Annotated in this window: 24 protein-coding genes and 1 pseudogene; 11 read left to right on the top strand and 14 right to left on the bottom strand. The window is 74.2% G+C overall.

Translation table 11 applies throughout. The features are described 5' to 3' along the window. The first annotated feature begins 26 nt into the window (after positions 1-26). The 3 genes from ACIP4O_RS15610 (at position 27) to ACIP4O_RS15600 (ending at position 2,772) form a co-directional block, all read left to right on the top strand. Positions 27-1,559, top strand: a complete 1,533-nt coding sequence (locus tag ACIP4O_RS15610) for a M81 family metallopeptidase (protein WP_401574988.1) — start codon at positions 27-29, stop codon at positions 1,557-1,559. Further along, a complete protein-coding gene (locus ACIP4O_RS15605) occupies positions 1,556-2,329 on the top strand; it encodes a copper homeostasis protein CutC (protein WP_401574987.1) in 774 nt (257 codons plus the stop codon). Before ACIP4O_RS15610 ends, ACIP4O_RS15605 begins: the two co-directional genes overlap by 4 nt. Before the next feature lie 71 nt (positions 2,330-2,400). Then, positions 2,401-2,772: a hypothetical protein gene (locus tag ACIP4O_RS15600; protein ID WP_401574986.1), complete on the top strand. Its 372-nt coding sequence runs from the start codon at positions 2,401-2,403 to the stop codon at positions 2,770-2,772. Between the two features lie 11 nt (positions 2,773-2,783). Here the strand turns inward: ACIP4O_RS15600 and ACIP4O_RS15595 are convergent, their stop codons facing one another. The 7 genes and pseudogenes from ACIP4O_RS15595 to ACIP4O_RS15565 all read right to left on the bottom strand — a co-directional run. Next, the gene (locus ACIP4O_RS15595) at positions 2,784-3,299 is read right to left on the bottom strand and encodes a GNAT family N-acetyltransferase (protein WP_401574985.1); all 516 of its coding nucleotides are present in this window, start codon (positions 3,297-3,299) and stop codon (positions 2,784-2,786) included. Between the two features lie 68 nt (positions 3,300-3,367). After that, on the bottom strand, positions 3,368-3,799 hold the full coding sequence (locus tag ACIP4O_RS15590) for a hypothetical protein (protein ID WP_401574984.1): 432 nt from the start codon (positions 3,797-3,799) through the stop codon (positions 3,368-3,370). A gap of 93 nt (positions 3,800-3,892) precedes the next feature. Further along, a complete protein-coding gene (gene ung, locus ACIP4O_RS15585) occupies positions 3,893-4,576 on the bottom strand; it encodes a uracil-DNA glycosylase (protein ID WP_401575483.1) in 684 nt (227 codons plus the stop codon). A gap of 214 nt (positions 4,577-4,790) precedes the next feature. Beyond that, a complete protein-coding gene (locus tag ACIP4O_RS15580) occupies positions 4,791-5,555 on the bottom strand; it encodes an SDR family oxidoreductase (RefSeq protein WP_401574983.1) in 765 nt (254 codons plus the stop codon). A gap of 22 nt (positions 5,556-5,577) precedes the next feature. Further along, positions 5,578-6,339 (bottom strand): 3-oxoacyl-ACP reductase FabG, encoded by a 762-nt coding sequence (gene fabG / locus ACIP4O_RS15575; RefSeq protein WP_361334186.1) that lies wholly within the window; start codon positions 6,337-6,339, stop codon positions 5,578-5,580. A gap of 242 nt (positions 6,340-6,581) precedes the next feature. Continuing rightward, positions 6,582-6,932 (bottom strand): DUF3037 domain-containing protein, encoded by a 351-nt coding sequence (locus ACIP4O_RS15570; RefSeq protein WP_401575482.1) that lies wholly within the window; start codon positions 6,930-6,932, stop codon positions 6,582-6,584. A 51-nt stretch (positions 6,933-6,983) separates the two neighbouring features. Further along, positions 6,984-7,802: pseudogene (locus ACIP4O_RS15565) on the bottom strand (HipA family kinase); the annotation flags it as partial. 78 nt (positions 7,803-7,880) lie between these two features. Here ACIP4O_RS15565 and ACIP4O_RS15560 point away from each other — a divergent pair. Beyond that, positions 7,881-10,058 carry an alpha/beta fold hydrolase gene (locus ACIP4O_RS15560; protein ID WP_401574982.1) on the top strand — a complete coding sequence of 726 codons (2,178 nt, stop codon included), beginning with the start codon at positions 7,881-7,883 and terminating at the stop codon, positions 10,056-10,058. Positions 10,059-10,173: 115 nt separating this feature from the next. Next, positions 10,174-10,611 carry a Rieske (2Fe-2S) protein gene (locus ACIP4O_RS15555; RefSeq protein WP_401574981.1) on the top strand — a complete coding sequence of 146 codons (438 nt, stop codon included), beginning with the start codon at positions 10,174-10,176 and terminating at the stop codon, positions 10,609-10,611. A 71-nt stretch (positions 10,612-10,682) separates the two neighbouring features. Here ACIP4O_RS15555 and ACIP4O_RS15550 read toward each other — a convergent pair whose 3' ends face one another. Next, a complete protein-coding gene (locus ACIP4O_RS15550) occupies positions 10,683-12,020 on the bottom strand; it encodes an aminotransferase class I/II-fold pyridoxal phosphate-dependent enzyme (protein WP_401574980.1) in 1,338 nt (445 codons plus the stop codon). 81 nt (positions 12,021-12,101) lie between these two features. On the opposite strand from ACIP4O_RS15550, the gene ACIP4O_RS15545 reads away from it, so the two are divergent. Continuing rightward, positions 12,102-12,764, top strand: a complete 663-nt coding sequence (locus tag ACIP4O_RS15545; RefSeq protein ID WP_401574979.1) for a pyridoxamine 5'-phosphate oxidase family protein — start codon at positions 12,102-12,104, stop codon at positions 12,762-12,764. On the opposite strand, the gene ACIP4O_RS15540 is transcribed toward ACIP4O_RS15545, so the two are convergent. The 5 genes from ACIP4O_RS15540 to ACIP4O_RS15520 form a co-directional block, all read right to left on the bottom strand. Then, positions 12,749-13,750 (bottom strand): DMT family transporter, encoded by a 1,002-nt coding sequence (locus ACIP4O_RS15540; RefSeq protein WP_401574978.1) that lies wholly within the window; start codon positions 13,748-13,750, stop codon positions 12,749-12,751. The two genes, ACIP4O_RS15545 and ACIP4O_RS15540, sit on opposite strands and share 16 nt — an antisense overlap. A 312-nt stretch (positions 13,751-14,062) precedes the next feature. Then, positions 14,063-15,106 carry an EamA family transporter gene (locus ACIP4O_RS15535; protein ID WP_401574977.1) on the bottom strand — a complete coding sequence of 348 codons (1,044 nt, stop codon included), beginning with the start codon at positions 15,104-15,106 and terminating at the stop codon, positions 14,063-14,065. Positions 15,107-15,220: 114 nt separating this feature from the next. Continuing rightward, the gene (locus ACIP4O_RS15530; protein WP_401574976.1) at positions 15,221-15,841 is read right to left on the bottom strand and encodes a Clp protease N-terminal domain-containing protein; all 621 of its coding nucleotides are present in this window, start codon (positions 15,839-15,841) and stop codon (positions 15,221-15,223) included. Between the two features lie 178 nt (positions 15,842-16,019). Continuing rightward, positions 16,020-16,805 carry a PadR family transcriptional regulator gene (locus tag ACIP4O_RS15525; protein WP_401574975.1) on the bottom strand — a complete coding sequence of 262 codons (786 nt, stop codon included), beginning with the start codon at positions 16,803-16,805 and terminating at the stop codon, positions 16,020-16,022. 256 nt (positions 16,806-17,061) lie between these two features. Further along, a complete protein-coding gene (locus ACIP4O_RS15520; RefSeq protein WP_401574974.1) occupies positions 17,062-18,027 on the bottom strand; it encodes a helix-turn-helix transcriptional regulator in 966 nt (321 codons plus the stop codon). Between the two features lie 93 nt (positions 18,028-18,120). Here ACIP4O_RS15520 and ACIP4O_RS15515 point away from each other — a divergent pair, with 93 nt between their 5' ends. The 5 genes from ACIP4O_RS15515 (at position 18,121) to argG (ending at position 24,351) form a co-directional block, all read left to right on the top strand. After that, positions 18,121-18,489: a VOC family protein gene (locus ACIP4O_RS15515; protein ID WP_401574973.1), complete on the top strand. Its 369-nt coding sequence runs from the start codon at positions 18,121-18,123 to the stop codon at positions 18,487-18,489. Positions 18,490-18,667: 178 nt separating this feature from the next. After that, positions 18,668-19,096 (top strand): nuclear transport factor 2 family protein, encoded by a 429-nt coding sequence (locus tag ACIP4O_RS15510; RefSeq protein WP_401574972.1) that lies wholly within the window; start codon positions 18,668-18,670, stop codon positions 19,094-19,096. Between the two features lie 59 nt (positions 19,097-19,155). Continuing rightward, on the top strand, positions 19,156-20,058 hold the full coding sequence (locus ACIP4O_RS15505; protein WP_401574971.1) for an aminoglycoside phosphotransferase family protein: 903 nt from the start codon (positions 19,156-19,158) through the stop codon (positions 20,056-20,058). A 136-nt stretch (positions 20,059-20,194) separates the two neighbouring features. After that, the gene (locus ACIP4O_RS15500; protein ID WP_401574970.1) at positions 20,195-22,582 is read left to right on the top strand and encodes an ATP-binding cassette domain-containing protein; all 2,388 of its coding nucleotides are present in this window, start codon (positions 20,195-20,197) and stop codon (positions 22,580-22,582) included. A gap of 308 nt (positions 22,583-22,890) precedes the next feature. Further along, the gene (argG, locus tag ACIP4O_RS15495; protein WP_361334141.1) at positions 22,891-24,351 is read left to right on the top strand and encodes an argininosuccinate synthase; all 1,461 of its coding nucleotides are present in this window, start codon (positions 22,891-22,893) and stop codon (positions 24,349-24,351) included. 139 nt (positions 24,352-24,490) lie between these two features. Here argG and ACIP4O_RS15490 read toward each other — a convergent pair whose 3' ends face one another. Beyond that, on the bottom strand, positions 24,491-25,291 hold the full coding sequence (locus tag ACIP4O_RS15490) for a CPBP family intramembrane glutamic endopeptidase (RefSeq protein WP_401574969.1): 801 nt from the start codon (positions 25,289-25,291) through the stop codon (positions 24,491-24,493). Positions 25,292-25,562 lie beyond the last annotated feature (271 nt).

Here is a 25,562-nt window from a genome sequence, read left to right as displayed (position 1 = left end):
TCACCACCCGTACGAGGAGCCACGCCATGTCCCAGAACAGCACCGCCCGTACCACCCCCGGCCGCCCGGTCATCGCCGTGGCCGGGCTCGGCATCGAGTCCTCCACCTTCTCCCCCGCCCGCACCGAGGCCCCCGCCTTCCACCCCGCGCGCGGCGCCGCGATATTCGACCGGTACCCCTTCCTCGCCCCCGGGGCGCCCCTGCGCGAGGCCGCCGAGTGGCACGGTGCCCTGGTCGGCAAGTCGCTGCCCGGCGGGACCGTCACGGCCGCCGCGTGGCAGGCGCTCACCGACGAGCTCATCGAGCGCCTCGCCGCGCTGCCCGCCCTCGACGGCCTCTGGTACGACATCCACGGCGCGATGACCGTCGAAGGTGTCGACGACGCGGAGGCGGTCCTCCTGGAGCGCATCCGCGCGACCGTGGGCCCCGACGTCGTCGTCTCTACCTCGATGGATCTGCACGGCAACGTCTCCCGCGCGCTCGTCCACCGCAGCGACCTGATCACGTGTTACCGGATGGCCCCGCACGAGGACCACATGGAGACCAAGGAGCGCGCGGTGCGCAACCTGGTCGGCCTGCTGGAGTCCGGCGCGCCGCGCCCCGTCAAGGCGTGGGTCCCGGTCCCCGTGCTCCTCGCGGGCGAGCAGACCTCGACCCGGATCGAGCCGGCGAAGAGCGTGTACGCGGCGGTCGAGGAGGTCGAGGCCGCCGAGGGCGTGACCGACGCGGCGATCTGGGTCGGCTACGCCTGGGCGGACGAGCCCCGCAACCGCGCCGTCGTGGTCGTCACGGGCGAGGACACCGAGGCGGTCGCGCGCGGCGCCGAGCGCCTGGCCCGGGGATTCTGGGAGGCGCGCGCCGACTTCGACTTCGTCGCGCCGACCGGCACGTACGACGAACTCCTCGACGAGGCACTCGCCTCCGAGCAGAAGCCCTACTTCATCAGCGACACCGGGGACAACCCCACCGCGGGCGGCGCGGGCGACGTCACCTGGGGCCTCACCCGGCTCCTGGAGCGGCCCGAGTTCCGGAAGGAGGACGGGCCGACGGTGATCTACGCCTCCGTCCCGGGGCCCGCCGCGATCGAGACCGCCGTCGCCGCCGGAGTCGGCGCGACCGTCACCGTCACGGCGGGCGCCGCCGTCGACGACCGGCACGCGGGTCCCGTCACGCTCACCGGCGTCGTCCACGCCATCCGGCACGGCGACCGCGACGCCGAGACAGAGGTCGTCGTCCGCGTGGGCGGCGTTTACGCGATCCTCACGAAGCTCCGCAAGCCGTACCACCACGAGCACGACTTCACGGACCTGTCCCTGGACCCCCGCTCCGCCGACATCGTGATCGTCAAGATCGGCTACCTGGAGCCGGAGCTGTTCGACATGTCGAACGGCTGGAAGATGGCGCTCACGCCCGGCGGCGTCGACCAGGACCTCGTCCGGCTCGGCCACCACCGCATCAGCCGCCCGATGTTCCCCTTCGACCGCGACATGGCCGACCCGGACCTGACGGCCCGCGTCATCCCCGCCTCCGACCAGCCCCTCACCGGGACCGAGGAGTGAGCGCCGGCAAGTCCCGGCCCACGCTGGAGATCGCGGTCACCTCGGCGGCGGGTGCCCGTATCGCCCGCGAGCACGGAGCGGACCGCGTCGAACTCTGCACCGGCCTGGAACTGGGCGGCCTGACCCCCTCGGCCGCGCTCGTGGAAGCGGTCGCCGCGGTGGGGACGCCCGTGCAGGTCCTGGTGCGCTGCCGGCCCGGCGACTTCGTCCACGACGCCGAGGAGATCGCCCTCATGACCGCCGAGGTGCGGTCCGTGATCGCCTCGGGGGCGCGCGGCGTGGTGATCGGCGCGCTCACGGCGGAGGGCACGCTCGACGTCGAGGCCGTCGCCAGGCTGCGCGACGCGGCACGGGAGACGGACCCGGCGGCCGAGGTGACGTTGCACCGCGCGATCGACGTGTCGGCGGACCCGGTCGCCGCGGCCGCGCTGCTCCCCGCGCTCGGCCTGACCCGGGTCCTCACCTCCGGCGGCGCACCGGCCGCGGGGCAGGGCCTCGACCGGCTCGCCGCGATGGCCGCGGCGGCGCCGGGCGTGCGGGTGATGGCGGGCGGTGGAGTACGTCCCGCCGACATCCCGGCGCTGCTCGCGACGGGCGCCGACGCCGTCCACCTCTCGGCGAAGCGCCGCGCCCCGGTCCGCGGCGGCGCCGCCTGGGTCCCGCTCGGCGCCTCCAGCGCGTCGGCGGAGCAGGACACGCACTTCGTCACGGACGCGGAGGTGGTGGCGAAGGCGCGGAGGGCGCTCGACGCGGCGGCGAGCGCCGCCTGACCGGCGGCAGGCCCTTCCCGCTCCGGCGGGAAGCCCTGATGGCCCCGCGCGGCGCCCCCTACCCTGCCGTCATGTGCTTCTGGGCCGAAGTCACCTACAAGCAGCACCACGTGTGCGTCCGCTGCCGCCTGAGTTTCAAGCGGCACATCACCCGGCGGGTCCAGCCCTGCCCCGGCTGCGGGGCGGGGCTCGTCCGGGCGGGCCACGACTTCGCGCCGCCGCCCCGGCTGGACCGCCGCGCGTGGTCGGTCGTGTCCGTCGTGCTCGCCGCGGGGCTCTCGTACGAGGGGCGCGACGGCTGCGGTTGCGGCAGGGAGCCCAAGTACCGCCCCCGTACGCGCGCCGCCCTGCGCGCCCGCCGCCGGGTCGCCGCCCGTGAGGGGACCCCGCTCGCGCGGGTCCTCGCCCGCCCGGACCCGCTCACACCGGTGGACGGTGCGTGAGCGGGACGGGCTCAGTGCGCCGCGGCCCGCGGCGACCGCTCCCCGCGCCACTGCTCGGCGCCCCATTCGTGGAACCGCTCGACCTCGGTGAAGCCGAGCCGTGCCGCGAGGCGCATCGAGCGGGCGTTGGCCGTCTGGATCGTCACCACCACCGGATCGCCGGGGCGCGCGAGCGCGCACCAGCCGAGCGCCGCCGCGCACGCCTCGCTCGCGTAGCCGCGCCCCCACGCGCGGGGCAGGAGGAGGTACCCCAGCTCGGTGGTTCCGCCCTCGCGCCGGTCGAGCGTGACCGCGCCGATCATCCCGTCCGCCACCGTGACCACGAAGAACCCCGGGCGCTGTCCGGCCACTTCGGGCATCGCCGCCTCCAGCTCCGCGCGCGGTCTGGCTCCGCCCTTGTGGGTCCCGACCTCTTCCGAGGAGAACAGTTCGACGAACGTCGCCCGGTCCCGTGCCTCGGCGGCCCGCAGGACGAGGCGTGCGGTCGTTATCGGGGCGGGTGGCCAGTCGGCGGCGGGTGCTGTCATGGCGGGCAGGCTATCCCGCGGGGGCCCGCCACGGACCGGGACCGGCAGGCTCCCGGCACTGCCCCGCTTCATGCCCCCAGCCGCTGTCCCAACCGGATGATCGCCGCCCGAACCCCGTCCGCGTAAGGCCCCGCCGTCAGCGCCTCGGCCGCCTCGCGGGCCCGGACGAGGTGGGCGCGGGCCTCGCTCGTACGGCCGATGCGGGCGTAGTCGGCGGCGAGGGCGAGGCGGAGGCGGGGCAGCAGGGAGCGGCTGCCGGGCCCGGCGGCGCGCAGCGCGGTGAGGTCCCAGTCGAGGCGGCGGGCCGGGTCGTCCTGCGCCTCGGCGAGGTAGTGGGCGAGGGCGCAGCGGTGCGGGCCCGGCCCGGGGGGCAGTTCCTCCCACAGGGCGAGGAGCCGTGCGCGGGCCTCGGCCCTGTCCCCCGCGTGCAACAGCAGCGCGGCCTGGCCGATCCGCGTCGCGAGCCCGCGATCCCTCGTCTCCTCGTGCCGTCCGCGCACCCGCCGCCTCCGCTCGCCGCCCGCACCGTCGCCGGGCGGGCGGCGGTACGGGCACGCTAACGGCAGCCCGGGGCCGGGCGGCTCAGGCGGGGCTCAGCCCAGGTCGGGGATACGCCAGTCGATCGCCTTGTGGCCCTGCGCGGCGAGCGCCCCGTCGATCTGGGTGAAGGGGCGCGAGCCGAAGAACTTCTTCGCCGAGAGCGGGGAGGGGTGCGCGCCCTTCACGACGACGTGCCGCTCGGTGTCGATGAGGGGGAGCTTCTTCTGCGCGTAGGCGCCCCACAGGACGAAGACGGCCGGGTCGCGGCGTGCCGAGACGGCGCGGATGACGGCGTCCGTGAATCGCTCCCAGCCCTTGTTCTTGTGCGAGTTCGCCTCGCCCTCGCGGACGGTGAGCACCGCGTTGAGGAGCAGGACGCCCTGCTCGGCCCAGGGCATGAGGTAGCCGTTGTCGGGGATGGGCGTGCCGAGGTCGGCGTGCATCTCCTTGTAGACGTTGCGCAGCGACGGCGGGACGCGGACGCCCGGCCGCACGGAGAAGCACAGGCCGTGGCCCTGGCCCGCGCCGTGGTAGGGGTCCTGGCCCAGGACGAGGACCTTGACGTCCTCGAAGGGGGTCGCGTCGAGCGCCGCGAAGACCTGCTCCGCCGGTGGGTAGACCGGGCCCGCCTCGCGTTCCGCGGCGACGAAGGCCATCAGCTCGGCGAAGTAGGGCTGCTCCAGCTCCTCGCCGAGTACGCCGCTCCAGGACGCGGGCAGCGGGGCGGCAGGGGTCACGGTCACGTCAACAACCTCCGGGTGTGCGCTCGGTACGGCACCGAACCTACCGGGAGGCACTGACAACGCCCCTGGCGAGGCGGTCGCGGAAGGACCGCGCCCGCCCCCGTACGACCTGGGTACGGGGGCGGGACCGTCCGGGACGGCGTGCGCGGTCGGACCCGGACGGCCCGCGCGGCCGGCCCCGCCTGCCCGGCGATGTACTGCTCCCGGCTCAGCCCACGCCCGCGTTGAGGAAGATGCCGCCGTCCAGGACGAGGGTCTGCCCGGTGATCCAGCCGGAGCGGTCCGAGGTGAGGAACTCGGCGGCGCCCCCGATGTCCTCGGGCACGCCGAGCCGGCCGAGCGGGTACGTCGCGGCGACCTCGGCCTCGCGGCCCTCGTACAGCGCCTCGGCGAACTTCGTCTTGACGACGGCCGGGGCGAGCGCGTTGACCCGTACCTTCGGCGCGAACTCGTGCGCGAGCTGGAGGGTGAGGTTGACCATGGCGGCCTTGCTCATCCCGTACGCGCCGATGAAGGGCGAGGCGGAGATCCCGGCGAGCGAGGCGATGTTGACGATGGTGCCGCCGTGCTCCTTCTGCCACGCCCGCCACGTCTGCTGCGCGAACCCGAGCGCGGAGAGGACGTTCGTGTCGTAGACCTTGCGGGCCACGTTGAGGTCGAGTTCGGCGATCGGGCCGAAGACCGGATTGGTGCCCGCGTTGTTGACGAGGTGGTCGACGCGGCCGAACGCCTCCATCGTCGCGGCGACGGCGGCGGCCTGGTGGGCCTCGTCGTGCGCCTTGCCCGCCACGCCGATGACGCGGTCGGAGCCGAGGCGCTCGACGGCCTCCTGGAGCGCCTCCTCGCCGCGCCCCGTGACGCACACGCGGTCGCCGCGTGCCACGAGGGCCGCCGCGATGCCGTAGCCGATGCCCCGGCTGGCCCCGGTGACGAGGGCGACCTCGCCGGAGTCCGGCCGCTGCTGCTCAGTCATCTGGTGCTGTCCTTCCGGGGGTTCAGTTGAGCGGGCCGCCGGCCACGTACAGGACCTGGCCCGAGACGAAGCCGGCCGCGTCGGCGGTGAAGAAGGCGATGGCGTTGGCGATGTCCTCGGGGTACCCGACGCGCTGGACCGGGATCTGCGAGGCGGCGGCCTTCTGGAAGTCCTCGAAGCCCATGCCGACGCGCTCGGCGGTCGCGGCCGTCATGTCGGTCGCGATGAAGCCGGGGGCGACGGCGTTCGCGGTGACGCCGAACTTGCCCAGCTCGATGGCGAGGGTCTTCGTGAAGCCCTGCATCCCGGCCTTGGCCGCGGAGTAGTTGACCTGTCCCCGGTTGCCGAGCGCGGAGGAGCTGGAGAGGTTGACGATGCGGCCGAACTTCGCGTCGACCATGTGCGTCTGCACGGCGCGGGCCATGAGGAAGGCACCGCGCAGGTGGACGCCGAGGACGGTGTCCCAGTCGCTCAGGCTCATCTTGAAGAGCAGGTTGTCGCGGAGCACGCCCGCGTTGTTGACGAGGATCGTCGGGGCGCCCAGCTCGGCGGCGATCCGCGTGACGGCGGCCTCGACCTGCGCCTCGTCCGAGACGTCGGCGCCGACCGCGAGGGCCTTTCCGCCCGCGGCGGTGATCTTCTCGACGGTGTCCGCGCAGGCCGCCTCGTCGAGGTCGATGACGGCGACGGCCCGGCCCTCCTCCGCGAGGCGGATCGCGGTGGCCGCGCCGATTCCGCGGGCCGCACCGGTGACGACGGCTACGCGCTGCTCGGTGGTGGACATGTGGTGTTCTCCTCGTCCCTGGGGGAAACCTCGGCGCCCGGCACGGCGGGGGCTCTCGCGCGGCGGGCTCCTCACACTACCGCGCACGAATGAGCGACCGCTTAGTACCTTGGGTGGGAGTGACGCTAGAAGGCGTGGCACCGGGTGTCAACGGGCCGGGCTGCGGGCGGCGTGTGATCCCTCTCGCGCGGAGCTCGCGGGGAGCGGGAGCTCACGCCCGTACGGGCCCGGGCAGCGGTCTCTCAGGGAACGAGCCGCTCCAGCAGCCGGTCCAGCTCCGCCCCCGGCGCCCGTGTCAGCCCGGTGTGCACGGGACCCGGCTGGAGGAGGGCCGAGCGCGGTGCCACGAGCCAGCGGAAGCGGCGGCCCGGATCGTCGCCCGCCGCCCCGCCCGCACCGCTCCCGCCGCCGCACACCGCTTCGACCGCCCGCAGGAGCGCGGCGGCGCCCTCGGCGTCGGCGCCGGGGTCGATGCCGCGCAGCCGCGCCACGTCGAGGCGGGTGCGGGCCGCGACGAAGCCGGTGGCGCGCTGGTAGAGGACGACGCCCGCGTTCACGTACTCGCCGCGGTCGACGCGCGGCACGAGGCGCAGCGCCGCGTACTCGAAGACCTGCGGCGTCCCGGCCTCCGGCGCGGGCGGTACGGGCGCGGGGGCGCCGTCCTCCGGCCGCCGCCAGCCCGAGGCAGCGACCGGCGGCGCGGGGGGCTCATCGGGCAGGTCGACCCGCGCGAGCAGGCCGTCCGCACGCCGCAGGAGCGCGTCCACGTACGCGCGGCGCACCTCGTCGGCCGAGGCGAAGCCGCGCTCGCCTTCGAGCCACACGTCGGGGACCTCGGCGAGGATGCCGGTGAGCAGGTCCTCGGTGACGAGCGGCGCCAACTCGGCCTCGGCCGAGGCGAGATCGGGGGCGAAGGGGGCGAGGACGTGGTCGCGCGCGTCGTAGCGGCGCAGCGCGGAGGCGGCGGCCGTGGGCCAGTTGTGCTGCCAGATCATCGTGGCGCCGTGGTCGATGAGCCACAACTCGCCCGCGCGCACGAGGAGGTTGGGGTTGCGCCAGGAGCGGTCGACGTTGCCGACGAGCGCGTCGAACCACAGCACGCGCCCGGCCTCGCGCGGCTCCACGTCGTAGGCGAGCGGGTCGAAGCCGAGCGCCCCGGCCAGGAAGCCCATCCCGAGGTTGAGCCCGCCGCTCGCCTTGAGCAGCTCCTGCACCTGCTCGTCGGGCTCGCCGAGGCCGATGACCGGATCGAGGTCGAGCGCCCGGAGCGCGGGCACGCGCAGCCCGAGCCGTGCGGCGAGCAGCCCGCAGACGGTCTCGGCCACGAGCGTCTTGCGCCCCTGCCCGGCCCCGCTGAACTTCAGCACGTACAGCCCACCGTCCGCGGCCTCGACGAGCCCGGGCAGGGAACCGCCTTCACGCAGCGGGGTCAGATAGCGGGTCACGGCGGCTTCGGTGAGCATGAGGTGCAGGTTATCGACCGGGACGACCGACCCGGTATTCACCTGACAGCCGTACGTCGCGTGTGCCTACAGTCCCCCATGACTCCCGCCCCTCCCACCAAGGCACACCTGCGCGATTTTCCCGAGCAGTTCGCCCGTTCCGCCCGCTTCTCCCGGGGCCGTCCGCACTCCTTCACCGTCTCCGACGACGGCCGTCGCGTCCTGTTCCTGCGCTCCGTCTCCGGCACGGACGCGGCGCTGCGGCTGTGGCTGTACGAGACGGGCGCGGACACCGAACGGCCGCTCACCGAGGCCGGGATCACCGCGTACACCGTCGACGCGCGGGCACGGCACGTCGCCGTCGCGCTCCCGGGCGGCGCCCTCGCCACCCTCGACACGGGCACGCCCGGCCCACCCCGTCCGCTGCCGGGGATACGTGGCGCGCGGGCGCCGCGCCTCTCCCCCGGCGGCGAGCGGCTCGCGTTCGTCGGGGACGGCGCGCTGCACGTCGTGCGGTGGCCGGGCGGCACGGGCGCGGTGCTGTGCCTCCTCACGCCGGAGGGCCCGGATGTCGCGTACGGGCTCCCCGACGTCGTGGCGCGGAACGAGATCGGGCGCGAGGAAGGGTACTGGTGGGCACCCGACGGCACGGCGCTGCTCGTCGCCCGTACCGACGAGAGCGCGGTCGCGCGCCGCTGGCTCGGCGACCCCGCGCACCCCGAGCTGCCCCCGCGCGTACTGCGCTACCCCGCGGCCGGCACGGCGAACGCCGTCACGAGCCTGCACCTGGTCGCGGCGGACGGGAGCGGCACCCGCCGGGTCGCGCTCCCCGGGCGGGCGGACGAGGGACACCCGCGAGCCCCGTGGCACGCGCCCGCCTTCGAGTACGTGGCGGCTGCCGGATGGGACGGGCACGGCCCCTGGGCGAGTGTCCAGACCCGCGACCAGCGCACGGTGCGCACCCTCGCGCTCGACCCGGCAGACGGCTCCGCGCGCACGCTCGCCGAGGAGCACGACCCGTACTGGGTCTCCCTGCTGCCCGGCGCGCCGCTGCGCACGGAAGCGGGCACCCTCGTGACGGCGCGCGTCCTCGGCGACGGCACGCGCGGCCTCGCGGCCGCGGCGGAGACGACCCCGGAGGGCCTTCAGGTGCGCGAGGTGCTGGGGGCGCGCGGCGAGGAGGTGCTGCTGCGCGCCGGTACGGACCCGACAGAGGTCCACGTGTGGGCGTGGACACCGGGGACCGCGCCCGCGCGGCTGAGCGGACCCGAACCGGGTGTGTACGAGGGCGCGGCGGGCGGGCCGACGCTGGTGCTCGACGGCCTCGGCCCGGAGGGCCGTACGGTACGGGTCACGAGCGGCGCGGGCGGCAGGGCGGTCGAGCGCGGCGCCAGAGGCGGGGGCGGCGCGGGGGGCGCGGGCAGCGGGGGCAGCGCGGGCATTGTTGCGGAGCCCCGTACCGCCCTTCTCCGTTCCCTCGAAGACACGCCTCTCGTCCTCCCCCGCCCCCGCTATCTGCGTCTCGGTGCCCGCGCGCTCAACAGCACGCTGCTCCTGCCCTCGTGGCACACGCCCGGGACGCGGCTGCCCGTGCTCCTGAGCCCGTACGCGGGCCATGGTCTGGGGCTCGTGGTGCGGGCGAGGACGTGGTGGGCGGCTGTTGCGCAGTGGTTCGCCGAGCACGGTTTCGCGGTGCTGATCACGGACGGGCGCGGGACCCCGGGGCGCGGCGCGCCCTGGGAGTACGCGATCCACGGCGACCGGCTGACGGCCGCGCTCGCCGACCAGGCCGACGCCCTGCGCGCGGCGGCCGGCCGGTGCCCGGACCTGGACCTGGGGCGGGTCGGCGTCCGGGGCTGGTCCTACGGCGGATACCTCGCCGCCGCGGCGGTGCTGCGGCACCCGGAGACCTTCCACGCGGCGGTCGCGGGCGCGGCGCCCGCCGACCGGGCCCTCTACAACACGCACTGGGAGGAGCGGTTCCTCGGCGATCCCGCGGTGCTGCCGCAGGGGTACCGGGCCTCCTCCCTCCTCGACGACGCGCCGCGCCTGCGCCGCCCGTTGCTGCTCGTGCACGGTCTGGCCGACGAGAACGTGAGCCCCGCCCACATGCTGCGGCTCTCGGCCGCGCTGCTCGCGGCGGGGCGCCCCCACGAGGTGCTGCCGCTGCCCGGAGCCGGGCACGGCGTGACCGGTACGCCGCTCGCCGCCGCGCTGCTGCGGCACGAGGTGCGGTGGCTCGGCGGGGCGCTGGGCGTCTCGGTGGACGGAGAGTGAGCGGCCCCGGCCGGCCGGCACACCGCGACAGGGCGGACAATAGGGGCGGCGCCTCGCGCGCCCGCCCCGTCCCCGTGTCGCCTCACGCGTCCCCGTGTCCCGGAAGGGAACCCGCATGACCCTCCTCCACCCCTCCGGCGCCTCGCGCCGCACCTTCGTCGCCACCGCGGGGGCCAGCGGCCTCGCGGCCCTCCTCGCGGCATGCGGCGGTTCCTCCTCGGGCTCCGGCGGCAAGGGCTCGTCCGGGTCCGCCGCGGGCGGGCACGGCACGACCCTCGGCAGTACGGCGGACATCCCGGAGGGCGGCGGCAAGATCTTCACGGACGCGAAGGTCGTCGTGACCCAGCCGTCGAAGGGCGAGTTCAAGGCGTTCACGAGCGTCTGCACGCACCAGGGCTGCCAGGTCGCCGGGGTCTCGGGCGGCACGATCAACTGCGCCTGCCACGGCAGCAAGTTCTCCATCGAGGACGGCTCGGTGAAGCACGCCCCCGCGACGTCGCCGCTGGAGGAGCTGAAGCTCGACGTCACGGGCGGGAAGATCAAGCTGGCCTGAGGACGCGGGGCGGTACGGGCCCGGGCCGAGACCGCGAAGGCCCCACACCGCGCACGGGAACCCGCCGCCCCTCACACGTACGTCCTCGGCTCCCCCGCCCCCCGCCCCACCGCCCGCGCGAGCGCGTCGGCGAGCGCGTCGAGCGCGGGGGTGTGGAGTCCCGAGACCGTGACGCGGACGCCCGGGCCCGAGGCGAGGCGGAAGCGGGCACCGGGCGCCGCGGCCCAGCCCTCGGTGAGCAGTCGGGCGACCGCGGCGGTCTCGTCGGGGACCGGGACCCACACGTTCATGCCGCTGCGGCCGCGCGCGGGCACGCCGTGCGCCGCGAGCCGGGCGAGGACGGCGTCCCGCCGCGCGTCGTAGGCGGCGGCGACGCGTACGGGATCGACCGCGCCCGTACGCCACAGGTGGGCCAGGGCGCGCTGGCTCAGGTGGCTCACCCAGCCGGGCCCGAGCCGCTGCCGGCCGCGCAGCCGGTCGAGCGTCGTCTCGTCCCCCGTGAGCACGGCGATCCGCAGGTCGGGCCCGTACGCCTTGGCCGCCGAGCGGACGAAGACCCAGTGCCGCGTCGTGCCGGCGAGCGGCACGGGCGGGCCCGCGACGATGCCGTGCCCGTGGTCGTCCTCGACGAGCAGCGTCTCGGGGTGCGCGGCGAGCGACTCCCGCAGCAGGGCGGCGCGTTCGGCAGTGAGCACCGCGCCCGTCGGGTTCTGGGCGCGCTCGGTGACGACGAGGGCGCGGGCCCCCGCGTCGAGCGCGCGCGCCACGTCGGCGGGCACGGGCCCGTCCTCGTCGACGCCGACGGGGACCGCGCGCAGCCCGAGCGCCGGTACGAGGTCGAGGAGGCTCCCCCAGCCCGGGTCCTCGACGGCGACGGCGTCCCCCGGGCGCAGGTGGGCGCCGAGGACGCGTTCGATCGCGTCGAGCGAGCCCGAGGTGACGGCGACCGGGCCGTCCGGCACCCCGTCCGCCGTGAAGGAGGCGCGGGCGAGCGCGGCGAGGGAGGGGTCGAGGGGAGCGCGACCGTACAGCACCGGGTCCGCGTCCCCCGCCGCCGCGGCCTCGGCGAAGGCGGGGGCGAGCGCGGGCAGGAGCGCCACGTCGGGGTTGCCCGAGGCGACATCGCGGGCGCCGGGCGGGACGGCGATCCTGGCGGCGTCGCGCGAGGTCGTGGCCGGGCGCGCCCGCACCCGGCTCCCGCGCCGACCCGCCGTCTCGATGACCCCGCGCTCGCGCAGCGTGCGGTACGCGGCGGCCACCGTGTTCGGGTTCACCCCGAGGTCCGCGGCGAGTTCACGCATCGGCGGCAGCACATCGCCGGGCCCCAACTCCCCACGACCAACGGCTTGTTCCACGTCAGCGGCGATATCGGCGGCACGCCGCCCGGAAATCCGATACTCTCCTAGCACAAACAGCATTTTGTACTAGTGCAATCACGAACGCAAGTCGTCCCACCGCGAGCCGCGCGTCCGCAGCGAGGAGAGACCCGCATGACCACCGAGCCCGCCGAGCCCTACGGCCCCACGCCCCGCACGAAGCCCACCCGCTCCCCCGAGCGGGCCCGCTACGACCGGCCGACCGTGCACGCGATACTCGACAGCGCCTACCTCTGCCACCTCGGCTACCTCCGCGAGGGCGCGCCCGTCGTCCTGCCGACGCTGTACGCGCGGCGGGGCGAGACGCTGTACGTGCACGGCTCCACCGGTTCGCGACCGCTGCGCTCGGCACGCCGGGACCCCGGGCTCGCGGTGTGCCTCACGGTGACCCACGTCGACGGCCTCGTCCTCGCCCGCTCCGCCTTCCACCACTCCATCAACTACCGCTCTGTCGTGGTGCAGGGGGTCGCCCAACAGGTGACGGACGAGGACGAGCGGCGTACGGCGCTCGACGCGATCGTGGACCAGGTCGTCGCGGGGCGCGCCGCCGACTCGCGCCCCGCGAACGCCAAGGAACTGGCCGCGACCGCCGTCCTCCGCCTCGACCTCGACGAGGTCTCCGCCAAGCTCCGCACCGGCGGCCCCAACGACGAGCCCGAGGACCTCACCCTCCCCTTCTGGTCGGGCGTCGTCCCCGTCCAGCAGACGTACGGCACCCCGGAACCGGCCGCGGACCTGGACCCCTCGGTCCCGCTGCCCGCTTACCTGAAGCGCTGAGGCGGTACGGGGGCGGGGGGCCCTTCCACCGGAAGGCCGTCCCGCCCCCGTGTCCCCTGGACCCCCACCCTCCGTTCCTGCACCGCCAGTCCCGCCACCGCCACGAGCAGCAGCGCCACACCCAGCATCGTGGCGCCCGTGAGGCGTTCGCCGAGCAGGAGGACGGCGATGACCGCCGCGCTCACCGGTTCGAGCAGCATGATCACGGAGACGGTCGCGGAGCGGACCACGGCGGCTCCGGCGAAGTAGAGGACGTAGGCGAGGGCGCTCGGCACCCCGGCGAGATAGCCGAGGAGCAGGAGCGTGGTGCCGAGTCCGGCGCGGCCCGGCAGCGCGCCCTCGGCGAGGGCGAAGGGCAGCAGGACGAGCGCCCCGACCCCGAAGGACCACGCCGTCGTGGTCAGGGCATCACGTCCGCCACCCGCGCGGGCGCCGCCCCGTGTGACGAGGGTCAGCACCGCGTACGAGACGCCCGAGGCCAGGGCCCACAGCACCCCCGCGGGCCGTACCGTCGCCCCGCCCCCGCCGAGCACGAGCACCGCGAGCCCCGCGAGCGCCCCCGTGACGGCGAGCACTCCGCCCGCGCCGAGACGTTCACCGAAGCCGAGTCGCGCCCCGAGCGCGATCAGGACGGGCCCGCACCCCAGCGCGACGACGGTCGCGACCGCGAGTCCCGTGTCGCGCACGGCGAGGAAGTACGTGGACTGGAAGACGGCGAGCACCAGGCCCTGCGCGAGCGTCCGCGCGAGCCCGCCCCGTCGACGGGTGGCGGTACGCGGGCGGGGCACGGCGGGCCGCAGGGCGCGCGCGGCGAGCAGGAGCGCGAGTCCGCCGACGTACCGCCAGAAGGAGAGGGAGAGCGGGCCGAGCCCGGAGGAGCGGTGGAGGAGCGCGGCGGCGGCACCGGCGGTGCCCCAGGCGAGCCCCGCGACGGCGAGGGAGAGGAGGCCGCGCCCCACGGGGCGGCCGGAGACCGCGTACGACACGAGAGGGTTCTCCGCGAGAAGTCAGAGGATGCCGGGCGCCGAAGCGGCGTGCCGGGACTTCTGCGGGCAGCGCGAAGGACGTCCGCACCCCGCGTCCTACGGGACGGAACGGCCGGTGGCCTCAGCCCGCGCTCAGCGGGCCGGAGGCGAGAGAACGAGCGATCGCGTGTACACGGTGATCACCCTGGGCGGCGAAGGGGGCGGCGGTACAGCCGAGGGCCAGGGCCCGTTTTCATCCCTGTCCCCGGTGAGAGCACCCGGTATGGATTCCGGCCGTATCCCTCCGCAGGGCCGGGGTTTTCCGACCGCCGCTCACGGGGCGTCCGGGACTTCCTCCCGCGCCTCCAGCGGTACGGTGCCGCCCTCCGCGACCGTGCGGGCCCCGCCCGTGTCCGCGGGGGTCGCCGTCTGCGCGACGAACGCGCCGACGAGGACCACGAATCCGCCCGCGAGTTGGGGCGGCGAGAGGTGTTCGCCGAGCAGCACCCACGCGAGGACGGTCGCCACGACCGCCTCCAGGCACGCCACCACGACGGCGACCTGCGGCGAGAGGCTGCGCACCGAGACGACCCCGGCCGCATAGGCGACGACGGTCGCGAGGAGCACGATCCAGGCGAGCAGCAGGAACGCGGCGACGGGGGCCCCGTTCATCTCCGCCCGCCCGCCGAGCACGCCCCAGTCCATGCCCCAGGGCCGCGCCACGAAGGTGAGGACGACGGCGCCGACGAGCAGACCGTAGGCGATGACGCCGAGGGGCGAGGGCGGGGCCTGCCCGGGTCCGGCCCGTTCCACCTCCTCCGCGGGGTCCGCGGGGCCCGCCGGCTCCGTGCCGTGGTCCGACAGAACGAAGTAGCCGACCTGGCAGCAGGCGGCGCCGAGCGCGAGCAGCAGACCGAGCACGTCGAAGCGCAGCCCTGCCCACACCTCCACGACGCAGGCGAGCCCCCCGACAGCGAGCACGACGCCGAGGGCCGCGGCGCGGCTCACGCGCCCGCGCTGCACGAACCGCACCCAGCCGAGCACGAGCGCGGGAGCCAGGTACTCGACGAGCAGCGCCACCCCGACCGGGATGCGGGAGATCGCGGCGAAGTAGCACGCCTGCACGCCGGCGACCGCGAACAGCCCGTACCCGAGCAGGAGTCCGGGCCGCGCCCGGGGCAGCGCGCGGTGCCGCCACGCGACGGGGAGCAGTACGAGTGCCGCGCCGGCGACCCGCAACCACACGACGTGCAGCGGGTTGAGCCCGGCCTCGATGAGCGGCTTCGCCGCGACCCCCGAGCCACCGAAGGCGAGCGCGGACACGAGCGCGAGCCCCAGTCCCACACTCTTGCGCTCCCGCGTCCCCGTCCCGCTCATCGTCCCGCCCTCCCGCCTGTGCCCCCTCGGGCCGGCGAACGGGGACATCATGACAGGAGCCGTCAGGCGCGTCACGCGCTTTGGTGCTGACGGGGTGAGGGCTGAAAGGCGCTCCTACGGTTCGCCGTGCCGGGCCCGCAGGTCCGATACGTCGAGAGGCCGGACGTATTCGTCCCCCTCGCGATGGCCGGGCGCCTCGTCCTCGTCCAGCGCGGCCAGCAGCGGCTCCGGTTCCCCGCCCGCGTCCCGCAGCAGCGCGACGGCGCGGCAGTCGGGGTCGGCGGCGAGGGCGGCGAGGAGGTCGACGGGGCGGGGGTCGCGCGTCCCGCCGCGGGTCGCCGCGCGCTCGCGGGCCCTGTCCATGGCGAGGCTCGCGGCGGGGGACCAGCCCGCGTGCCCGAGCGCGGGCAGGCTCCCCGAGTCCTCGACGGTGCCTTGCCAGCGCAGCCCGTACCCGATGCTGCGCTGCACGAGCAGCCCGAGGAGGCGGGCCAGGTGGGGGCGGAGGACCTCGCGGCAGCGCGGGTCCTCCTGGAGGAGGGAGTGGAGCAGGTGCGCGGTGTCGATCTGCTCGTCGCCGTCGCGCAGGGCGCGGCGGCGAGCGCCCGAGACGATCCCGGCGAGGGCTCCGCTCAGCCCCGCCCCGGGGTCCGGGGCGGTGTCAGGGGGTTCGGGTACCGACGCACTGCAACGCTGCACGTCCTCCACTTCACCACAGAGCCGCCGCCCGATCATCGGCGGACGGGACTGTTCTCGCCTCCCGCGCAGGGCGGGGCTTTCGAGCTGCTCCCTCCTCCTTGCGGAGGAGATTCCTCCCCCACCCGGCGGAGACGGGAACGGCGAAGGGCCCCGCACGCTCTCACAGGTACGGGGCCCTTCGCCGGGGGTGCGCACGGGGCCGCGGCCCCGGCGCTCAGTCACCGGAGGGGCGCTCGCCCGCGGCGTCGTCCTTGCCGCCGCTCGCGTCCTTCCCCGTACCCTCCGAGCCCGCGGCGCCCTCCGGCTCCCCGTCCTCGGCGAGGATGAGGTAGAGGCGCTTGCGGGTCTCGTTGAGGACGGCGACGGCGCGGTCGCGCTGCTCCTTGCTGCCGGTCTTCCAGACCTGCCCGAAGGCTTCCATGAGCCCGAAACCGGCCTGGCGGATCTCGCCGAGGGCCTCCCAGTCGACGCCCTTGCCAGCCTCTTCCCAGGGGGCCTCGGGCCCGTCCTCGGCGGCGGTACGGCCTTCGTCGGTGAGCGCGAAGAGCTTCTTGCCGCCCTCGCTGCGACTGACGATGAGGCCCTCGTCCTCCAGGAGCTGGAGGGTCGGGTAGACCGAACCGGGGCTCGGCTTCCAGGCGCCGCCACTGCGCTCGGCGATCTCCTGGATCATCTCGTAGCCGTGCATCGGGCGGTCCTTGAGGAGCGCGAGGATCGAGGCGCGCACGTCACCGCGCCGCGCCCTCCCCCGCCGTCCGCCGGGCCCGCCAGGTCCACCGGGCCCGAACCCGCCGGGCCCGCCGAAGAACCCACCGAAGCCACCGGGACCACCGCGGCCGCCGTGCCCGGGCCCGAACGGCCCGAAGGCGCCCCGCCGCCCCTCGTACTCACCGCGCCCGCGACCGCCGCCGTGATGACCGCGCCCGCGCGCCTCTCCCATGTCGCGCATCGCGCGCATGGCCTGCATGCCGTTCTCGAAGTCGTGTCCGTAACCACGCATGACACTCACTCCTTCTCTTCATCGACTACGCCTCCAACCATCGGAGACGTATCGCGATCCGTTCGCGATGCCTCAACGATATATCGATGAACAGTCGAACGCAAGCACCGCCGAGTCGTAGGCCCGACCGTCCTGCCCGATCAGCCCGGTCCATCCGATTCATCCGGTCCATTCCGTCTGTCGCGGTGAAGGCTGGCTGCCTCCGCGTCGGCCGTCCGTGACCGTGGTCGATCGCTCGCCTACTGGGTGTCGCGGGTCAGGCCGTCGGTGGCGGCGCATAGTGGTGGGCAAGGCTGGTGGCGAGGTCGCGGAGGTGGGCCCTGGCTTCGGTGGGGCCGTGCACGGTGATGGCGCTCCCGAACGGCAGTAGTGCTCGCACGTCCTCCAGACACGGGAAGCGGATCGTCACCCTGTGGCCGGTGGCGGATTCCTCACGGTCCTCCCGGACGAGTCGTAGACCGAAGATCCGCTGCGCTCGCTCGATCTGGGTCCGGTCGATGGTGGCGCTGACCTCTATCGCGTGGCGGTGTTCCCACTGATCGACGAGCGTTGCCGCGACGGTGGCGAGGGTCTGTCCCTCACGGGTCCGGCGCGGCTGGTCGACTTCTTTCCACGTCTTGATTCGTTCGAGTCGATACATCCGTGGGACGCGGGCACAGTCGGCGACGAGGTACCAAGTCCCGGCCTTGGCGAACAGCCCGTAAGCATCCACGACCAGCTCGCGTGGGCATGGCTCGCGTGAGCCGGCGTACTCGATCCGTAGCCGACGACCTCGCCGCACCGGGCCGATCAGCGAAGCGGGAGTCGTGCCGGAGTCATGCGCCCGGAGCCAGGGACGGCTGTCCACGTGCACCACGTCGGCGAGCGGCGGGAGCTCATGAACTCGACGTGACGATGCGGCGGCGATCTTGGAGAGCGCCCGCCGGCTTTCGGCGGATGTGTCGAGCTCCGCACGCTGCTTCTCGTCCAGCCCGGTGAGCGAGAGATGATCGCGCTCGCCCGGCGTGAGTCGCGTGAGATCGAGCCCGGACCCGGGCATCATGGTCACCCCTCCGAGGCGGCCCCGTTGCGCGGTCACCGGCAGACCTGCGTCGCGGAGCCAGTTCAGGTCCCGGGTGATGGTGCGGAGGGACACCCCGAGCGCCGAGGCGAGTTCCCGCGTGGTCACGGCATCCCTCGATGAGAGGAGCAGCATCAGGGAGAAGAAGCGGTCTGGGGTCACACCCCGATTTTCTTCAGGAATCGCGACAGGATGCGGCGCATATCCCGGTCAGGCTGATGGACGCGTATCCACGACCTGCGAGAAGGAACGACCATGACCACATCCGTGCTGTCCATCGTCTACGTGAACGACGCTCCCGCCGCGGCTCGTTTCTACGGCGACCTCCTCGGCATGAGCCCCTCGTTCGAGACTCCGGGATACATCACCTTCGACCTCGGGCCGGGCGCTGACCTCGCCCTGTGGTCCGGCCAGTTCGAGAATCTGGCACCGGACGTCCCGCGCACCGGTGAGGTGTGCCTCGCCCTCCACGGGGGTGGGCCCGACGAGGTCGACGCGATCTTCGAGCAGTGGCGGGCCAAGGGCGTCACGATCCTGCGCGAGCCTCATGATCTGGGGTTCGGGCCGACGTTCCTCGCAGCCGATCCCGACGGGAACCGTATCCGCGTGGCACCGCGGGCCTGAAAGCCGCGATGCGGCAGGCGCGCACGACGGGTGTCGCGCCTGCCGTCGTCCGGCTTCGAGAGGACGACGAGACCACCGGCACGAACAAGCCCGGCGCGGGAATATTCGCCGAGACGGGCCGGCCGCCGAGCCATTACCGTGTGCGCGCACACCCGCGCCGCATGAAGGGACCCCTGCCGTGCCGCAACCGGAGACCCCCGCCGTCCGCACCCCGCACGAGGTGCTGAACCGCTACTACCAGGCCATGCTCGACAAGTCCGCGGACGATCTCGCCGACCTCTACGCCCCGGACGCCGTGCACGAGTTCCCCTTCACCTCGCCCGGTTTCCCCGCGCGCTACGAGGGGCGCGAGGCCGTACGCGCGGGGTACGCGGCAGCCTGGGGCGCCAGTCCCGTACGGGTGCGGGAGGTCCGGCGGGTCTCGGTCCACGAGACCGGTGACCCGGGGGTGCTCGTCGCCGAGCACGTCGTCGTGGCGACGCTGCCCGCCAAGGGCGATGCCGCGTTCACGGTCCCCGGCCTGCTGATCCTCCGCGTGCGCGAGGGGCTGCTCACGCACGTACGCGACTACATGGACGGGCTGGGGCTCGCCGGAGGGAAAGCATGAGGGCCTGAGTCCGCGAGCGGGCCGGAACCGTTCCGTCCCGCCGCCCCGTCCTTCCCCCCATGAACCCGCCCGAGATCACCGCAGACCTCCTCCGCGCGCTCCTGCGCGAGCAGTTCCCGCAACTCGCGGAGCTTCCGCTGGGGGCCGGCGCGCGCGGCTGGGACTACCAGGTGTGGCGGCTCGGCGACGAGCTGGCGGTGCGGGTGCCGTGGGCGACGGAGCGCGCCGACGCGTTGCTGCGCGAGGAGCTGACGTGGCTGCCCGCGCTCGCCGAGCGGCTGCCCCTGCCCGTACCGAGGCCGCGGGCTCTCGGGCAGCCCTCGGCCCGCTTCCCCCGCGCGTGGATGATCACCACGTGGGTGCCCGGCGAGCCCGGCGACCACGTGCCCGCGACGGACGGCCCCGCCACGGCCGCCGCGCTCGCCGCCTTCCTCCGCGCCCTGCACCGTCCCGCCCCGGCCTCCGCCCCCACCGGCCATTTCGGGCGCGGCGCCCCGCTCACCGGCCCGGCCGACGGACTGCCGCACGGCTTCGCCGAAGCGGTCGGCAAGGGCCTCCTCCCTGAGCCCGACGCCGTGCGTGCCGTCTGGGACGACGCACTCGCGGCGCCCGACTGGGCAGGGCCCGCCCTGTGGCTCCACGGCGACCTGCACCCCGCCAACGTCGTCACCGCGCGGGGCACCCTGAGCGGCGTGATCGACTTCGGCGATCTGTGCGCGGGCGATCCCGCCTGCGACCTCGCGGGCGCCTGGAGCATCCTGCCCGAAGGCGCGCTCGACGCCTTCCTCGCCGCCTACGCCCCCGACCGGGCCCTCCTGCGCCGTGCCCGCGGCTGGGTGGTGGCCCGCTCCGTCGCCGCGCTCCATGTGGCCCACGCCGGAGAACACGGCCGCCCGGGCGGCAAGACCTCCTGGGGCCCGCCCGCGCGCGCCGCGCTCCGCCGCGTGATCGCGCACGCCTGAGAGCCGCCCACCTCACCCACCGGGCAGCGCCGTCCCGCCCGGATGCGGAGAAGTCCCGGCCCGTTGTCGGTGCCCGCCCGTAGGGTCGGCACGACCGGCCTCGCGCCACCCCGCCCCGCACGGACGGAGTTCCCGCATGACGCAGCCCCGCATCCCCGCCACGCCCGCGCCCGCGCCCGCCGACAGCCACGAGCTGATCCGGGTCCTCGGCGCGCGCGAGAACAACCTCAAGGACGTCAGCGTCGAGATCCCCAAGCGGCGCCTGACGGTCTTCACGGGCGTCTCGGGCTCGGGCAAGAGCTCGCTCGTCTTCCACACCGTCGCCGCCGAGTCGCAGCGCCTCATCAACGAGACGTACAGCGCCTTCGTACAGGGCTTCATGCCCAATCGCGCCCGCCCGGACGTCGACGTGCTCGACGGACTGACCACCGCGATCGTCGTCGACCAGCAGCGCCTGGGGGGCGACCCGCGCTCCACGGTCGGCACCGCGACCGACGCGTACGCGCTGCTCCGCGTCCTGTACAGCCGCCTCGGCTCCCCGCACATCGGCGGCCCCGCGGCCTTCTCCTTCAACACGGCGACCGTCGAGGCGAGCGGCGCGCTCAAGGTCGGCAAGGAGCACGCCCGCGCCGAGAAGGTCACCTTCCACCGCACGGGCGGCATGTGCCCGCGCTGCGAGGGGCGGGGCGCGGTCACGGACATGGACCTCACGCGGTTGTACGACGCGTCGAAGTCCCTCGCCGAGGGCGCCCTCCTCGTGCCCGGCTACAAGGCGGGCGGCTGGAACGCGCGGCTGTACGCGGAGTCGGGGCTCTACGACGCGGGCAAGCCGATCGGCGGGTTCACCGAGCGCGAGCTGCACGACTTCCTGTACCGCGAGCCGACCCGCATGAAGATCGCGGGCATCAACATGACGTACGAGGGCCTCGTGCCGCGGATCAGGAAATCGATGCTCGCCAAGGACCGCGAGTCGATGCAGCCGCACATCCGCGCCTTCGTCGACCGGGCCGTCACCTTCACGACGTGCCCGGAGTGCGACGGCACGCGGCTCAGCGAGGAGGCCAGGTCGGTGAAGATCGCCGGCAAGGGCATCGCCGAGTTGTCCGCGCTCCAGATCAGCGACCTCGCCCCCTGGCTCGCGAAGCTGGAGGAGCCCTCGGCCGCACCACTGCTCTCCGCCCTGCGGCAGGTACTCGACTCCTTCGTGGAGATCGGTCTCGGCTACCTCAGCCTCGACCGCCCGGCGGGCACGCTCTCGGGCGGCGAGGCCCAGCGCGTCAAGATGGTGCGCCACCTCGGCTCCTCGCTCACCGACGTCACGTACGTCTTCGACGAGCCCACGGCAGGACTGCACCCGCACGACATCCAGCGGATGAACGAACTCCTGCTCCGGCTGCGCGACAAGGGCAACACCGTCCTCGTCGTGGAGCACAAGCCGGAGACGATCGCCATCGCCGACCACGTCGTGGACCTCGGCCCGGGCGCGGGAGCCGCGGGCGGCGAGATCGGCTTCGAGGGGACGGTCGAAGGTCTGCGCGCCTCGGACACGACGACCGGCCGCCACCTCACGGACCGCACCCCGGTCAAGGAGAAGGTACGGAAGCCGAACGGCACCCTGGAGATCCGCGGCGCCCGCACGCACAACCTGCGGAACGTGGACGTCGATGTCCCCCTCGGCGTGCTCACGGTCGTGACCGGCGTCGCGGGCTCGGGCAAGAGCAGCCTCGTGCACGACTCGCTGCCGCCGGGTACGGACGCCGTCACCGTCGACCAGAGCCCCATCAAGGGCTCGCGGCGCAGCAACCCCGCCACCTACACGGGGCTGCTCGACCCGGTGCGCAAGGCCTTCGCGAAGGCCAACGACGTCTCCCCCGGCCTCTTCTCCGCCAATTCCGAGGGCGCCTGCCCCCACTGCAAGGGCGCGGGCGTCGTCTACAGCGACCTCGGGATCATGGCGGGCGTCGCCGTGACGTGCGAGGTGTGCGAAGGGAAGCGGTACGCGGCAGAGGTACTCGCCCACCGGCTCGGCGGCCGCGACATCAGCGAGGTGCTCGGCATGACCGTCGACGAGGCCGCCGCCTTCTTCGGCGAGGGCGAGGCCCGCACCCCCGCCGCGCACCGCGTCCTGGCCCGCCTCGCCGAGGTCGGCCTCGGCTACCTCCGCCTCGGCCAGCCCCTCACCACGCTCTCCGGCGGCGAACGCCAACGCCTCAAGCTCGCCACCCACCTCGGAGCGAAGAAGGCCCCCGCCCTCTACGTCCTGGACGAACCGACCACGGGCCTCCACCTCGCCGACGTCACCCAGCTCCTCACCCTCCTCGACCACCTGGTCGACAACGGCACCTCCCTGATCGTCGTCGAACACCACCAGGCCGTCATGGCCCACGCCGACTGGCTCATCGACCTCGGCCCGGGAGCGGGCCACGACGGAGGCGAGATCGTCTTCGAGGGCACACCGAAGGAGCTGGTGGCGAAGGGAAAGACGCTGACGGCGGAACATTTGCGGAGGTATGCGTCGCAATGATGCCAAAACCCGGCCAAAAATCCAGCCCCTCCGGCCTTTGAGGAGCGGGGCCCACCAACCCAGCCCCTCCGGCCTTTGAGGAGCGGGGCCCACCAACCCAGCCCCTCCGGCCTTTAAGGAGCGGGGCCCACCAACCCAGCCCCTCCGGCCTTTAAGGAGCGGGGCCCACCAACCCAGCCCCTCCGGCGATTGAGGAGCGGGGTCCGGGGCGGAGCCCCGAGTCTTTCCACGGCTGGGGCGGAGCGCCAGCATCCGCCGCCCCCCGGGCAGGATTTGCATAACCATGCGGAGACGCGCATGCTCTCCCTATGTCCAAGGTCCTCACCTCCCTGCCCGCCGGCGAGCGCGTCGGCATCGCCTTCTCCGGCGGTCTCGACACCTCCGTCGCCGTCGCCTGGATGCGCGACAAGGGCGCCGTCCCGTGCACGTACACCGCCGACATCGGCCAGTACGACGAGCCGGACATCGCCTCGGTCCCGGGCCGCGCCAAGGCGTACGGGGCCGAGGTGGCCCGTCTCGTCGACTGCCGCGCGGCCCTCGTCGAGGAAGGGCTCGCGGCCCTGTCCTGCGGCGCCTTCCACATCCGCTCCGGCGGCCGCGCGTACTTCAACACCACCCCCCTGGGCCGCGCCGTCACCGGCACGCTCCTCGTGCGGGCGATGCTGGAGGACGACGTCCAGATCTGGGGCGACGGCTCGACCTTCAAGGGCAACGACATCGAGCGCTTCTACCGGTACGGGCTGCTCGCCAACCCGCACCTGCGGATCTACAAGCCGTGGCTCGACGCCGACTTCGTGACCGAGCTGGGCGGTCGCAAGGAGATGTCGGAGTGGCTCCTCGCCCACGAACTCCCGTACCGCGACAGCACCGAGAAGGCGTACTCGACGGACGCGAACATCTGGGGCGCGACCCACGAGGCGAAGACGCTGGAGCACCTGGACACCGGCGTCGAGACGGTCGACCCGATCATGGGCGTGCGCTTCTGGGACCCCGAGGTGGACATCCTCCCCGAGGACGTCACGATCCGCTTCGACCAGGGCCGCCCGGTGGCGATCAACGGCAAGGAGTTCGCCACCGCGGTCGACCTCGTCATGGAGGCGAACGCGATCGGCGGCCGGCACGGCCTCGGCATGTCGGACCAGATCGAGAACCGCATCATCGAGGCGAAGAGCCGCGGCATCTACGAGGCGCCCGGCATGGCCCTCCTGCACGCCGCCTACGAGCGCCTCGTCAACGCGATCCACAACGAGGACACCCTCGCCCAGTACCACAACGAGGGCCGCCGTCTCGGCCGCCTCATGTACGAGGGCCGCTGGCTGGACCCGCAGGCGCTCATGGTCCGCGAGTCGCTCCAGCGCTGGGTCGGCGCCGCCGTCACCGGCGAGGTGACGCTGCGGCTGCGGCGCGGCGAGGACTACTCGATCCTCGACACCACGGGCCCCGCCTTCAGCTACCACCCGGACAAGCTCTCCATGGAGCGCACCGAGGACGCCGCCTTCGGCCCGGTCGACCGCATCGGCCAGCTCACCATGCGGAACCTCGACATCGCGGACTCGCGCGCCAAGCTGGAGCAGTACGCGGGCCTCGGCCTCATCGGCTCCGGCGAGGGCAAGCCCGCGCTCGGCGCCGCCCAGGCCGCCGCGACCGGCCTCATCGGGCAGCTGCCCGAAGGCGGCGCCGAGGCGATCGCCGCGCGCGGCGAGACCACGTCGGCGAACGGCGACGAGGAGATGCTGGACCGCGCGGCGATGGAGTTCGGCACCGACTGAACCACCGGCCGAACCACCGACTGAATCACCGGTTGAACGCCCGTCACCCCACGGGAGTACGGAGGGGCCCGGCGCGCCACGCGCGCCGGGCCCCTCCCGCGTACGCCGCGCCCGTGCTGCCCGTACCGAGGCGCGCCCCTCACCCCGTCGGCAGCCAGTCCACCCGGCCCGCGAGCAGCGCGAAGCCGACGAAGGCGCCGATGTCGAGGAAGGAGTGCGCCACGACGAGCGGCCCCACCCGCCCCCACCTGCGGTACAGGAGCACGAAGAGCACCCCCATCGCGAGGTTCCCGAAGAAGCCGCCGATGCCCTGGTAGAGGTGGTACGAGCCGCGCAGCACCGAGCTCGCCACCAGCGCCGCCATCGGGCTCCACCCCAACTGCCCCAGCCTGCGCAGCAGATAACCCACGACGATGACCTCTTCGAGCACCGCGTTCTGCACCGCGGAGAGCACCAGGACCGGGTACTTCCACCACACGGCGGGCAGGGCCTCGGGCACCACCGTGAGATTGAAGCCGAGCCCGCGCGCCCCCAGGTAGAAGGCGATGCCCACACTGCCGACCACCGCGGCGACCACGGCGCCACGCCCCAGGTCGGCCCAGGGCCTGCGCAGATCGAAGCCGAGATCCCGGGCGCTCGCCCGCTCCCGCGTCAGCAGGTGCAGCACGAGCGCCACCGGGACGAGGGCGCTCGCGATCCCGAAGAGCTGCCACGCCAGATCCAGCCACGGACGCCCGGGCGCGGCCGAGGCGTTCATCGTGGCGGCCTGGTCCTTGAGACCCCCGGGACGGGTCACCGAACCGATGAAGCTGATCAGCGCGGAAACGCCACTCGCGCCGAGCGAGAGCGCGAGGACGAGCAGCGTCTCGTTACGGAAAATTCGTCTCGCGGACCCTTCGTCGGGAAAAGTTCCGGCCACCAGGCCCTCCTCAACGGGCACAGCTGCCTCCAGTTGACCGATCCTGCCTCATCCTCATCATCGCCCGGCTAGGGTGCCGACCGAGCCTCAGGGCTCGCACGCACATCCGAGGTTCGCGCCGGCGCTCACCCTCAGCGCCGCCCGGACCTGTCCGGCGCCTCGCCGGGCCGCCTTCAGGGGACCACGAGTCCCTGTGGGATCACGGGGTCCCGCGCGGCCGGCGACCGCCCCCGTTCCACCGCACCAGTCAGCACGCGCACGACGGAGACCGCACGTGTGGCGTCGGCGGGCC

The sequence above is a fragment of the Streptomyces sp. NPDC088923 genome (genome assembly GCF_044749745.1).
Taxonomy (GTDB): domain Bacteria; phylum Actinomycetota; class Actinomycetes; order Streptomycetales; family Streptomycetaceae; genus Streptomyces.
The sequence above is the reverse complement of the archived record's forward strand: the minus strand, read 5'-3'. Positions and strand labels throughout refer to the sequence as shown.